Here is a 12,436-nt window from a genome sequence, read left to right on the forward strand (position 1 = left end):
CACTGTAGGCGACCTATCCGACGGGTTCGGCGGCGTACCGGTAGCGGTGGTGGTCGACGAAGCCGAGTTCGCGGTACAGGGCGCGGGCCGCCGTGTTCGACTCCTCGACCTGCAGGTATGCGTGAGTCGCGGCCTGCTCGCGGGCCCATCGCAGGACGGCGCCGCACACGAGCGTGCCGAGTCCGCGGCGCCGGTGCTCGGGCGCGACCTCCAGGGCCGACAGACCCACCCAGCGTCGTCCGTCCGGGGCGTCGGTGATCGCCGCGCGGCAGATCGCCAGGGGCGGCTGCCCGGGTGCCCCGATACGGCCGAACCCGAGGACGCCGGCGGCCACCGCACCGAGCACGTCCTGCGCGACCGCCGGATCGTCACCGGTCCGGTAGAGCGACATCCAGTCGGCGTCCGGTCGGTCGGTGATCGTGACCGGTGTGGGCTCCGGGGGCAGCGGCACGTTCCCGAGGTCGGCTCCCATCACGAGCACCGGCTCGGAGGTCGGCCAGCCCTCGGGGATCCGGCCGAGCCGATCGGGCACCAGCAGCCGCAGCGGCAGCCCGCGTGCCGCGAACCACCCGCGCAGCCGGGCCCGCACGGCCGGGTCGGCGGGATCGGCCACGGTGCCGCGTTCACCCAGCGGCGTCGCCGAGTTGGCACGCCTGGTGAAGCCGCGCCCGGCCCGCACGAGCCACCCGTCCACCCAGTCCGACTCCAGACCGGGCCACCCGGCCGCGGCGGCGTGTTCGAGCGCGCGGATCTCCGAGACGCGGATCGGCCGCGCCGCGATCGGTTTGAGCGCGACGACCGAGGTGGGGGACACCTGGACGACACGACCGTCGGCGGTGCGCACCGCGATCACCGGATCGAGGGAGACGAGCTCGCCGATGACGTCGGTCATCGGGTGGCTGTAGCCGGCGGGAAGCCTGTACCGCAGCACCACCCGGGTGCCGAGAGGGACGGGCGAGGCCGATCGATCGGTGGTCATCGACTCTGCGTCAGTCGTCGTCTTCGTCGTGACCGAACGGGTCCTCCACCGAACCCGGCAGCCAGGTCAGGCCCGGAACACCCCAGCCGGCCCGCTTGATGGTCTTCTTCGCGGCGCGGGCGTTGCGTCCGATCAGCACGTCGACGTACAGGAAACCGTCGAGATGCCCGACCTCGTGCTGCAGCATGCGGGCGAAGAAACCGTGGCCCTCGATCTCGACGGGCTCTCCGTTCTCGTCGGTGCCGGTGACCTTCGCCCAGTCGGCGCGTCCGGTGGGGAAGTTCTCGCCGGGCACGGACAGGCAGCCCTCGAGATCGTCCTCGGGGTCGGGCATGGTCTCGGGGATCTCGGAGGTCTCGAGGATCGGGTTGACGACGACGCCGCGTCGCCGGACGACCGAGCCGGACCCGTCGCGGTCGGGGCAGTCGTAGACGAACAGGCGCTTGCCGACGCCGACCTGGTTGGCGGCGAGTCCGACGCCGTTGGCCGCGTCCATCGTCTCGAACATGTCGGCGATCAGCTCGGCGAGTTCGGCGGGTGACTCGGTCACCGGCCGGGTGGGATTGTGCAGGACGGGGTCGCCGACGATGACGATCGGAAGAATGGCCATGGTGACACAGGATAATGGGATCGACTCGCGGTGTTCTCGGACCGGTATGTGTCGCTACCCCGTGGTTGAATGACTTCCGCCGAGGCGCAAGGACTCTTCGTCACGGTGTGATCCAGTCAGTCGAGGAGGGAAATGGACGGCGCAGCAGCGCACGGCAACGACCGGTCCGATCTCGTGTCCCCGCAGGGCGACGGCGCACTCGCGCAGGAACCCACCGGCGACGAGGCGAACGGCCTGAGCCGTCGCGATCTCGACATCCTGGCGTTCGAACGGCAGTGGTGGAAGTACGCCGGTGCCAAGGAGGACGCCATCAAGGAACTCTTCGGTCTGTCCGCCACCCGCTACTACCAGGTGCTCAACGCCCTGGTGGATCGTCCCGAGGCACTCGCCGCCGATCCCATGCTGGTCAAGCGGCTGCGGCGGTTGCGTGCGAGCCGCCAGAAGGCGCGTGCGGCCCGCCGTCTCGGTTTCGACACCCGCTAGCAGAGTCTCGGCGTGCCGCGCACCAGTGTTTTCGCGCGGCGAGACGAAGTCGACACGCGCGGCCGGTCGGCAGCGCTGTGTGTGCTCGGGCAACTATGGTCGAGGTCGTGAGCAGAACCCCCGAGATCCCCAGCCGCGCGCCCACCCCCTCGGGACCGCCTCTGCGTGCGTTCGCGATGGTCCTGATCTCCCTGGGCATCCTGTTCGCCGGTCTGGGTTTCGCCTCACTGGGTGATTCGGACGACGAGCCCGCTCCCGCGGCCGCACCCACGACGACCGCTGCCGTACCGGCCGCGCCCTCTCCGCCCTCTCCGCGCTCGGCCGCGGTGCCGTCCGCCCCCGCTGCCGGGAACGGGGCTACGTCCGCCCCGGCGCCGGCCGGTGCGACCACCTCCGCTGCCGTTTCCTCGGTTCCCTCACTACCTGCGGCGAGCGGAACCTCGCTCGCCGCCGACACGTCTCCGGCCGCGACGGCACCCGTCCGCGTGTTCAACAACTCGGAGGTCGCGGGCCTCGCCGCGCAGACCGCCACCTACCTCGAGGACGAGGGCTTCACCATCACCGAGACCGGCAACTACAGCGAGGGTCTGCTCCCGCAGACCTCGGTGTTCTACGGGTCGTCTCCCGGCGAGCAGCAGACCGCGACGGCCGTCGCCGAGTCGCTCGGTGTCACCGCGCAACCGCGCTTCGAGGGCATCCGCGACGCTGCCCCCGGAGTGATCGTCATCGTCACTTCGCGTTAGCGTCGGAACCGTGTCGGTCCGCCACCGGGTGGGCGCCGGAGACGCCCGGTTATGATCGGGTGACTTTTCGGCACTTCGAAGGAGCGGTTTGATGGTCTCCAGTTCCACCCGTCGCATGTCCTGGCGTGCTCTGGCCCCGATCGTCGCGATCGCCGCGGTGGGCCTGACTGCGTGCTCGAACAGCGAGGAGGCGAGCACCGAGCCGGGGACGACTCCGCCGGTGTGGACGGGATCCGCCGCGCCCGCTGCCGAGGCCCACGCCGACGACCACGGTACCGAGGGCGGAAACGAGTCGCCGGCCGGTGGTGCTGGTGCAGCTTCCGCCGCGGCGCTCACCGCTGAGCTGGCCACGGTCGACGGTGACTCGGTCGGCACCGTGTCGTTCGCCGAGAACGGCGGCGACGTCCAGGTGACCATCGAGGTCGAGGGTCTCGAGCCCGGCTACCACGGTGTCCACATCCACGAGTTCGGTCGTTGCGAGCCCGACTCCACCGCGCCGAACGGCGGCGAGCCCGGCGCGTTCCTGTCGGCCGGTGCCCACCTGCAGGCCGGGGGCAACACCTCCGTCCCGGAGAGTGGCGACCTGATCTCGCTCGTCGTGCGTGAGGACGGCGCCGCCACCGCTACCGTCACCACCTCGGCCTTCGGTCTCGAGGACCTCGAGGGCGAGGACGGCACCTCCGTGGTCGTGCACCAGGACAACCTCGGCGCACGCCTCGCGTGCGGCGTCATCGAGTGAGCGGAGTTCGAATCTCCCGAGGCTCGATCCCTGGGTAATTCCTGACACAGGGCCCCGCAGACGGTCATCCGTCGGCGGGGCCCTGTGGTTGGATCGAGACGTGGCAGTCGCGTTTCCGGGATCACCTCGTCCCACGATCGGTGTGGAATGGGAGATCGCACTGGTGGACAAGACCACCCGCGATCTCTCGAACAGCGCGGCGGTCGTCTTCGACAGGGTGAAGGAGATCGCAGGGGAGACCCCGCGACTGACCAAGGAATTCCTGCGCAACACCGTCGAACTCGTCACCGGCGTGCACGACACCGTCTCCGAGGCGGTCGACGATCTGTCCGAGTCGCTGTCGCTGTTGCGACGCGCCGCCGACCCGCACGGGGTGGACCTGATGTGTGCCGGTACCCACCCGTTCGCGCAGTGGACCGACCAGACCGTGACGCCTTCCCCGGACTACGACGAGATGATCAACCGTACCCGGTGGTGGGGACGGCAGATGCTCATCTGGGGAGTGCACGTCCACGTGGGGATCTCCTCGGCGGAGAAGGTCATCCCCATCCTCAACGCGATGCTCGTCAAGTATCCCCACATGCTCGCCCTGTCGGCCTCGTCGCCGATCTGGGCGGGCTACGACACCGGCTACGCGAGCAACCGGGCGTTGATGTTCCAGCAGCTGCCGACCGCCGGCCTGCCCTATCACTTCGCCGACTGGTCGCAGTACGCGGAATTCATTGCCGACCAGCTCAAGTCCGGCGTCATCAGCCATCCCGGGGGCATGCACTGGGACATCAGGCCCGCACCGAAATGGGGCACCCTCGAGGTCCGGGTCTTCGACGGCATCACCAACCGCGCCGAGCTGGCCGCCCTCGTCGCGTTCGTGCATTCACTCGTCGTCTACTTCGACGAATGTCTCGAGCGGGGAGAGGAACTGCCCGTGCTGCAACCGTGGCACGTCAAGGAGAACAAGTGGCGTGCGGCGCGGTACGGACTCGACGCCGAAGTCATCCTCGACCCGGTGTGCACCGAGCGGCTCGTCACCGACGACCTGCACGATCTGCTCGAACAGATCACTCCCACCGCCGTACGGCTCGGATGCGCCGACGAACTCGCGCGGGTCGCGGACATCCCGGTTCGGGGAGCGTCCTATCAGCGTCAGCGCCGACTCGCGGAACGGACCGGCGGCGATCTCGTTGCCGTGGTGGACTCCCTGGTCGAGGAACTCGACGCATGATCCGCCGGGCAGGATCCTGCCCGAACACGCGTCAGGCTCCGCCCGGCGCGTCCTCGTCGAGCAGGCCGTCGCGACCCAGCTGCTCCCGGTAGGCGACGCGACCGACGCGGTGTGCGATCACCGGTGCGGTGAGGACCATGAACATGCCCGACAGCGCCATCATCCAGATGTCGATCGAGCTGCGCAGGATGATCATGGCCCCGCCCAGCACGAACAGAAGACCTACTACCTGGGGTTTCGTGGCGGGGTGCATACGCGAGAGGGTGTCGCGGAACCGGACCACGCCGATCGCGGCGGTCAACGAGATCACTGCTCCGATGAGGATCAGGATGTGGGCGAAGGTATCGAGGATCGTCGTCACTGTTCGTCACGCACCCGGAATCGAGCCACGGACACCGAACCGATGAAGCCGACCAGCGACAACGCCACCGTGGCCGGCAGGACCGTCGTATCACGTGTGTACACGGCCCAGATCGCGATCCCGCAGATGCCGAGGGCGAGCAGGGCGTCGACGCCGACGAGCCGGTCGAGAGAGTTGGGTCCCGCGATCACGCGGTAGGTGATCAGGACCGCGGAGACGAACAACAGTGCCCCCGCGATCGCCAGTGTCACGGTCACGTCAGTTCCTCCGTTCCGCTGCGCCAGGGGCTGGCCTGCCATTCCGACTCGCGTTCGAACGTCCGGATGAGGAGACGCTCGATCAGCCGGGCGGAACGGTAGAAGTCGGCCACGGCCTTGTCGGTACTCACGTCGAGGACGTGCACGTACATGATCCGCCGCACCTGATCGATCTCGAGCACCATGGTGCCCGGGATGTTGTTCATGATGTCCGTCCACAGTGTCAGCACGAGGTCGGACTTGATGGTGAGCCGGCACCGCAGCACGCCGGTGACCGGCGGCGGGGCCGGCCGGATCGCGAGCCATGCCACGTTCGTCGTCGAACGGATCGTCTCGAGGAAGATCACCCCTCCGAGCCGCATCGCGGACCAGATGTGCACGCGGCCTTCGACGGGTACGCGCGGTAGCGGCAGCACGAACATGACGACGAGCGAGACGACCATACCGCCGAGGATGTTGGCGATGCTGAAGGTGCCCCACAGCAGCACCCAGACCAGAGTCGTCCATCCCAGAACGAACAGTCTCAGGACGTTGGCGCGTTTCATCATTCCTGCTCACCCCCCAACACGGCCTCGATGTACACCGTGCGGTCGAGCAGGTTCTCGGCGGCACGGTTGCTGATGTCGAGCAGTGGGCCGGCGAAGACGGTCAACGACACACCGATCGCCACGAGCCAGATCGTGGGGACGAGCATCGCGGCCGGCATCCGGCCGACGTCCGGGCGTTCCTCGAACGAGATGTCGGTGGCGGACTCGTCGATCAGCGCCGACGGGCCGATGTCGGCGAGGTCGCCCTCGGGGGCGTCGGCGCGTGCCCGCCAGAATGCCTTCGTCCAGATACGCGCCACGACGTACAGGGTCAGCAGGCTGGTCACGATACCGCCGCCCACGAGGACCCAGGCGAGGACCGATCCGCTCTGTGCACCCGCTTGCAGCAGGGCGACCTTGCCGATGAACCCGGAGAACGGCGGAATGCCGCCGAGGTTGAGCGCCGGGATGAGGAACAGGACCGCGAGCAGCGGACTCATGACCGCGAGGCTGCCGAGGCGACGCAGCGACGCCGAGCCGGCCTGACGTTCGATAAGACCCACCACGAGGAACAGGGTGGTCTGCACGAGGATGTGGTGACCCACGTAGTAGACGGCACCCGCCAGGCCGGTCTGCGACGACAGGGCGACACCGAAGATCATGTACCCGATGTGGCTGACGAGCGTGAACGACAGCAGACGCTTGATGTCGTTCTGCGCGATCGCGCCGAGGATGCCGACGATCATCGTGAGCAGACCGGCGACGAGCAGGACGTCGTCGAGTTCCCCGCCCGGGAACAGCAGGGTGTGTGCCCGGATGATCGCGTACACGCCGACCTTCGTCAGCAGGCCGGCGAAGACGGCCGTGACCGGTGCGGGTGCTGTGGGGTAGGAGTCGGGCAGCCACGACGACAGCGGGAACACCGCGGCCTTGATGCCGAAGGCCACGAGCAGCACACCGAAGATCGCCGCCCGGGTGCCCGACGAGACGTCGTCCATCCGCAGTGCCATCTGGGCGAGGTTCAGGGTGCCCGTGGCGGCGTAGGCGAAGCCGATGCCCACAAGGAACACCAGAGAGGACACCATCGAGACCATGACGTACGAGACGCCGGCGCGGACGCGGTCGGCGCTCGCGCCCAGCGTCAGCAGGACGAACGATGCGGCGAGCAGCACCTCGAAGCCGACGAAGAGGTTGAACAGGTCGCCGGCGAGGAAGGCGATGTTGACGCCCGCGGTGAGCGCGAGATAGGTCGGCAGGAAGATCGAGACGGGCTGTTGCTCGTTGCCGTCGTGGATACCCTGACCGACCGCGTACAGCATCACCGACAGCAGCACGATCGCCGAGACGACCAGCATCAGCGCGGACAGACGATCGACGACCAGTGCGATGCCGATCGGCGCCTCCCACCCGCCGATCTGCAGTACGGCGATGCCGTCGGCGTCGGCGTAGTACAGCAACGCCACGCACACGACCAGCGAGGCGACCAGCGCGAAGACGGTGATCCACCGCTGGGCGCGGGGACGCCGGCCGACGATCAACGTGGCGGCCGCGGCGAGCAGCGGGATGAGAACGGGAAGGGGGACGAGGTTCGCGACGCTCAGGTTCATCGGCGATCCTCCTTCCCGCTCTTCTCGTCGTCCTCGGCTCGGTCGCTCTCGGCAGGATCGGGTTTGTCGGGAGCCGGGTCGTCCGCCCGGGCGTCCTCGGCGGAACGGGCCCCGTCCTGGTTCTGGGCGTAGGCCGAGTCGGTCGGGTCGTCGAAGTCGCCGTCGTGCAGGTCCTCGTACGCCTCGAGGTCCTCGATGTTCTTGAGCTGATCGAGCGGGATGGGATTGCCCTCGGCGTCGAAGGCGTCGCCGCTCTTGCTCGGGATACCGGTGAGCGGGTCGTCGGACCGGTCGCGCGACGGCAGGTCGGCGAGACTGCGCCGCTGTGACACGAGGGTGTCCTCGGGGTCGTTCTCGATCTCGTCCCGTGCCCGGTAGGTGTACGAGCGGTAGGTCAGGGCCAGGACGAAGGCGGCGATGCCCATCGTGATCACGATCGCGGTGAGGATCATCGCCTGGGCGAGGGGATCGGCCATGTCCTCGTTCAGGTCGCTCTCGACGCCGACGATGGGGGCGTGGCCCGCGGGACCGCCGAGCGTGAGCAACAGCAGGTTGATGCCGTTGCCGGCCAGCAACAGGCCCAGCAGCATCTTGATGATGCTGCGTTCGAGCAGCAGGTACACGCCGGCCGCGACGAGTACGCCGACGATGGCGAGGAGCGTGATGTTCGCGGTCATCGGCTCTCACCCACCGTCTCGGCGTCGAGACGCGCGCCGAGGCTGCGCAGCACGTCCAGGATCAGGCCGACCACGATGAGGTACACACCGAGGTCGAAGAACAGCGCGGTCACGATCTTGATGTCGCCGAGCAGTGGCAGTGTCATCTCGAGGGTCGCCGACGACAGTGCCGGAGCGCCGAGGAACATCGACACCAGAGCGGTGCCCGCCGCGAAGGTGAGTCCGAGGCCGAGGATCTTGCCGGCGTCGATGGGAACCGCCTCTCCGAGCTCGTAGCGTCCGCCGGCCAGATACCTCAGGACGAGCGCGAGACCGGCGACGAGACCGCCCGCGAAGCCGCCACCGGGCGCGTTGTGCCCGGAGAAGAAGAAGTACACCGACAGGATCATCATGGTGGGGAAGACCAGCCGGGTGGTGACCTCGAGGACCAGCGAGCGGTAGCGCGGATCGATCAGATCGCCGCCGAGCAGCCAGGTCGTCTCGTTGCTGGCCGAGACCGCGTCGAGCTGCGCGGCGGGAGCGTCCGCCACACGCGGCGCGGTACCGAAACGGCGGGTGCGGAACACCAGGCTGGCCACGCCGGTCGCGGCGACCAGCAGCACCGAGATCTCACCCATGGTGTCCCAGGCGCGGATGTCGACGAGCAGGACGTTGACGATGTTCTTGCCGTCACCGCCGTAGTAGGCGGCATCGGGCAGCAGCAGCGAGATCGGCTCGGTGGTGCGTGCCGCGACCGCGTAGGCACCGATCCCGACGACCACGGCGCCCACGGCGATGCCGAGCAGGGCGCGGGCGAACTTGCTGCCCATCGCCGCAGCCGGGTCGCTCTCGGCGGGCAGCTTGCGCAGGACCAGGACGAACATCACGAGAGTGACGGTCTCGACGAGGAACTGGGTGAGCGCGAGGTCGGGGGCGCCCTGGAGAGCGAACAGCACCCCGAGCCCGTAGCCCGTCACACCGACGACCAGCACCGCGCCGAGCCGGTTGCGCAGGACCATCGCGGTGATTGCGGCGGCCATCATGATCAGTCCGACACCGAGCTGCCAGATCGAATCCCACGCACGCGCCGAGGGCAGGGTGCTGACCCCGAAGAAGAACATCAGCATCGTCGGGAGCGCGACCAGCGTGACGAGGATGGTCGCCTGGGTCAGCGGGAGCGAACCGCGCTGCAGGAAGGCGGTCAGGCGCAGGGACAGGGTGTCCATGCCCTGCAGGGTCGCGTCGTACATCCGGTCGGCGTTGCCGAGCGGGGGATGCTCGAAGCGCAGGCGCGCGATGGTGCGGTGGGCGAGGAACAGTGCCGTGCCGCCCACGATCACCACGGCGGTCAGACCGAGCGGCAGGGTGAATCCGTGCCACAGCGCAAGGTGGTAGGGCTTCGCGAGGTCGGTGGGCAGCTCGTCGGCGTAGGGGGCGATCAGGTGATCGATCCACGAGCTCGCGAAGCCCGCGGCGAGACCGGCGAATGCGAGGACGCTCGGCGCGGCGAGCAGCAGCGGTCCGGGGGCGTGCAGGTTCTGCACCGAGGGGCTCGGCCGCTTGAGCTGCTTGCGGCCGAAGGCGCCCCAGACGAAGCGGATGCTGTACGCGAGGGTGAGGATCGAACCCACCACGATGCCCGCGGTCATGGCGATCCGCGCCCAGTCGGGCAGCACCTCGGCCACCAGCGCCGACTCCAGCGCGGCTTCCTTCGCCACGAAACCGATGAACGGCGGCAGACCGGCCATACTCGCCGCCGCGAGTATCGCGATCACCATCAGATAGGGGGCGGCGGAGCCGAGATGCGCGAGTTTGCGAATGTCGCGAGTGCCGGTGGAGTGGTCGATGATGCCGACCACCATGAACAGGCACGCTTTGAACAGTGCGTGGGCGATCACCATCGCCAGGCCCGCCAGCGCCGCTTCCCGGCTGCCCGTGCCCACCAGGGCCGTGAGGAAACCGAGCTGGCTGACAGTGCCGAAGGCCAGGATCAGCTTGAGGTCGAAGGCGCGGAACGCCCGCCAGCCGGCGAGAATCATCGACGCGAGACCGAGACCGATGACGATCGGACGCCAGGCTGCGCTGTCGGCAAAGCCGGGTGCGAGGCGGGCCACGAGGTAGATGCCGGCCTTGACCATCGCAGCGGCGTGAAGATATCCGGAGACCGGGGTGGGGGCGGCCATGGCGCCGGGCAGCCAGAAGTGCAGCGGGACGACGGCGGACTTCGACAGTGCGCCGACGAGAACGAGCACCACGGCCACGCCGGCGAGCCACCCGTGGGGTGCTGCCGCGACTACGTCGGAGAGGTTGTAGCTGCCGACCATCTCGCCGAGGATGATGATGCCGACCAGCATCGCCAGACCACCGGCCGTGGTCACGAGCAGAGCCTGGGTGGCGGCACGGCGACTCGACGCTCGCTCGGCGTAATGGCCCACGAGCAGGAACGACAGGACGGTCGTCAGTTCCCAGAAGATGTAGAGCAGCAACATGTTGTCGCTGACGACCAGGCCGAACATCGCGCCCGCGAAGGCGACCATCTCGGCGGCGAAGATTCCGAGGCGGGGCTCGTCGTCCTCGAAATAGCGCGAACAGTAGAGCAGGATCAGCGAGCCGATAGCCAGGACGAGCACGCACATGATCGCCGAGAGCGTGTCGAACCGCAGATCGAAGTTCATCGACAGAGTCGGGGCCCACGCGATCTGCAGTTTCTGGTCGGTTCCCCAATTGGCGACGACCCAGCCGAGACTCGCGAGAGGCACCAGCGCGAGTGGCAGGAATGCATTTCTCCCCATGACTCTGACCAGAAGCGGCGCCAGAAGAGCAGCAACCGCATGGGCGACGAGTATGGCGATCAAAAGGCACTCCGTCGGGGTCGGGCCTGTCGGCGGGGTGAAACGGACTGCGGGTCGTGGGACTCGCTGTCGTCACAGCGGACGGCACACCGCCGAAACGGGGATCGCCCCGACATGCACGCCGCTCGCCGTCATCGGGCAAAACGGATTGTTCCTATCCTAACGGTTGTCTTCGCACGCTTGCGAATCGGGGAGGTGAGAGCATCTAACGCACTTGCCACGCACAGATCACGGCGGCGGCGAACAATGCGAGCGCCGACCACTGCGGGTTCGCCGGCAGCATCCACACCGCTCCCACGACGGCCGTCGCCGGCACCGGCAGTGCCAGTCCGAGCGCCGCGACGGAGGCCGAACCCGGCAACGACGCACCGAGCGCGAGACCGGTGCCCAGGGCGACGAGCGCGACCCGCACCGCGAGCGGAATGCCCTCGCCGATCTCCTCCGGCCACCACACCGTCGCCGCCGAGATCGACGCGGCGAGCAGCAACCCGGGAAGCGCGTACGGCATGGAGGGGGCGAGCCGGACCCCAGCGACCACGGCGGCAACCGCGACCAGCAGCACCCACCACGGCACGCTCGCCGACTGCATGCCCGACCACAACTCCACGAGCACGGGGTACGCCGCGGCCACGGCGCCGGTGACCGCGAGGACGAACCGGTCGTCGCCGGGCGGGACGAGACGCGCGACGACCTCGGCGCCGACGACCGCCACCGCGAGCGCGCCGCCGGCGATCAGCCACGGAAGCACCCCCGTGCCGGTCGCGCGGGAGCCCACGAACTCACCCAGCAAGCGGTACCCCACGGAGAGCACCACCGCGGCGGTCACCATGATCGCGAGCAGTCGCGGATCGGCCCGCTGCACGCGCAGGCCGGTGGGCACCGTCAGCGCGGCGGCGACCGTTGCCACGAGTGCGAAGGCCAGCGTCCACTGCGGCACCGTCCAGCGCATCGCGTCGACGGGAACCGCGGAGCCGACGGCCGCGGCGGTGAGGAAGGCCGCCCACCCGCCGGCGATCAGGGCCCACTGGCCGGTCGCCGAGCCCCACGAGCCCGCGGTCGCCGCCCCGAGCAGCACACCGGTGATCGCCGCGATCACCCATCCGGCGACGGTCAGGCTGTCGGCCGAGATACCGGAGGGAACGAGGTATCGGATCGAGCCGAGGACCACGACCGACGCGGCGGCCAGCATCCATGCGGTGCGCCGGGAGCCGGTCCGTTGCAGCCCGGCCGCCGAGAGGACGGCCAGCGCGGCGGTGACCACGGGAGCCCACTCGCTGCGGGCACCCTCCGGCAGTACCGACTCACCCGCGGCAGGGACGAGGATCGCGACCGCAGCCGCGAGGAACGCCGCGAGGACGGCTGCGGGGCCGGCGACGCGGACCGCGGTGGAGACGGGCATC

At 69.0% G+C, this 12,436-nt stretch carries 13 protein-coding genes; 4 read left to right on the forward strand and 9 right to left on the reverse strand.

Annotated features, from left to right (window positions below):
• Window positions 1–13: 13 nt before the first annotated feature.
• Window positions 14–979 carry an N-acetylglutamate synthase, CG3035 family gene (locus GON09_RS23065; protein WP_213933925.1) on the reverse strand — a complete coding sequence of 322 codons (966 nt, stop codon included), beginning with the start codon at window positions 977–979 and terminating at the stop codon, window positions 14–16.
• A 10-nt stretch (window positions 980–989) separates the two neighbouring features.
• The gene (locus tag GON09_RS23070; RefSeq protein ID WP_213933926.1) at window positions 990–1,589 is read right to left on the reverse strand and encodes a peptide deformylase; all 600 of its coding nucleotides are present in this window, start codon (window positions 1,587–1,589) and stop codon (window positions 990–992) included.
• A gap of 132 nt (window positions 1,590–1,721) precedes the next feature.
• Between GON09_RS23070 and GON09_RS23075 the strand changes: the two genes are divergently transcribed.
• The 4 genes from GON09_RS23075 (at window position 1,722) to GON09_RS23090 (ending at window position 4,776) form a co-directional block, all read left to right on the forward strand.
• Window positions 1,722–2,072 (forward strand): DUF3263 domain-containing protein, encoded by a 351-nt coding sequence (locus tag GON09_RS23075; RefSeq protein WP_016935504.1) that lies wholly within the window; start codon window positions 1,722–1,724, stop codon window positions 2,070–2,072.
• Between the two features lie 95 nt (window positions 2,073–2,167).
• Window positions 2,168–2,815 (forward strand): LytR C-terminal domain-containing protein, encoded by a 648-nt coding sequence (locus GON09_RS23080; protein ID WP_213933927.1) that lies wholly within the window; start codon window positions 2,168–2,170, stop codon window positions 2,813–2,815.
• Between the two features lie 91 nt (window positions 2,816–2,906).
• Window positions 2,907–3,554: a superoxide dismutase family protein gene (locus GON09_RS23085; protein WP_213933928.1), complete on the forward strand. Its 648-nt coding sequence runs from the start codon at window positions 2,907–2,909 to the stop codon at window positions 3,552–3,554.
• Between the two features lie 100 nt (window positions 3,555–3,654).
• Window positions 3,655–4,776 (forward strand): glutamate--cysteine ligase, encoded by a 1,122-nt coding sequence (locus GON09_RS23090; protein ID WP_213933929.1) that lies wholly within the window; start codon window positions 3,655–3,657, stop codon window positions 4,774–4,776.
• Window positions 4,777–4,807: 31 nt separating this feature from the next.
• On the opposite strand, the gene mnhG is transcribed toward GON09_RS23090, so the two are convergent.
• From mnhG to GON09_RS23125, 7 genes are all read right to left on the reverse strand, one after another.
• Window positions 4,808–5,137: a monovalent cation/H(+) antiporter subunit G gene (gene mnhG, locus GON09_RS23095; protein ID WP_213933931.1), complete on the reverse strand. Its 330-nt coding sequence runs from the start codon at window positions 5,135–5,137 to the stop codon at window positions 4,808–4,810.
• Window positions 5,134–5,394, reverse strand: a complete 261-nt coding sequence (locus tag GON09_RS23100) for a monovalent cation/H+ antiporter complex subunit F (protein WP_213933932.1) — start codon at window positions 5,392–5,394, stop codon at window positions 5,134–5,136. Before GON09_RS23100 ends, mnhG begins: the two co-directional genes overlap by 4 nt.
• Window positions 5,391–5,939: a Na+/H+ antiporter subunit E gene (locus GON09_RS23105; protein WP_213933933.1), complete on the reverse strand. Its 549-nt coding sequence runs from the start codon at window positions 5,937–5,939 to the stop codon at window positions 5,391–5,393. The genes GON09_RS23100 and GON09_RS23105 overlap by 4 nt, the downstream gene beginning before the upstream one ends.
• Window positions 5,939–7,528 (reverse strand): Na+/H+ antiporter subunit D, encoded by a 1,590-nt coding sequence (locus GON09_RS23110; protein ID WP_213933934.1) that lies wholly within the window; start codon window positions 7,526–7,528, stop codon window positions 5,939–5,941. Before GON09_RS23110 ends, GON09_RS23105 begins: the two co-directional genes overlap by 1 nt.
• Window positions 7,525–8,205 carry a Na(+)/H(+) antiporter subunit C gene (locus tag GON09_RS23115; protein ID WP_213933935.1) on the reverse strand — a complete coding sequence of 227 codons (681 nt, stop codon included), beginning with the start codon at window positions 8,203–8,205 and terminating at the stop codon, window positions 7,525–7,527. Before GON09_RS23115 ends, GON09_RS23110 begins: the two co-directional genes overlap by 4 nt.
• Window positions 8,202–11,039, reverse strand: a complete 2,838-nt coding sequence (locus GON09_RS23120; protein ID WP_213933936.1) for a Na+/H+ antiporter subunit A — start codon at window positions 11,037–11,039, stop codon at window positions 8,202–8,204. Before GON09_RS23120 ends, GON09_RS23115 begins: the two co-directional genes overlap by 4 nt.
• A 202-nt stretch (window positions 11,040–11,241) precedes the next feature.
• Window positions 11,242–12,435 carry a hypothetical protein gene (locus GON09_RS23125; protein ID WP_213933938.1) on the reverse strand — a complete coding sequence of 398 codons (1,194 nt, stop codon included), beginning with the start codon at window positions 12,433–12,435 and terminating at the stop codon, window positions 11,242–11,244.
• Window position 12,436 lies beyond the last annotated feature (1 nt).

The sequence above is a fragment of the Rhodococcus sp. B50 genome, assembly GCF_013602415.1.
Lineage (GTDB): Bacteria > Actinomycetota > Actinomycetes > Mycobacteriales > Mycobacteriaceae > Rhodococcus.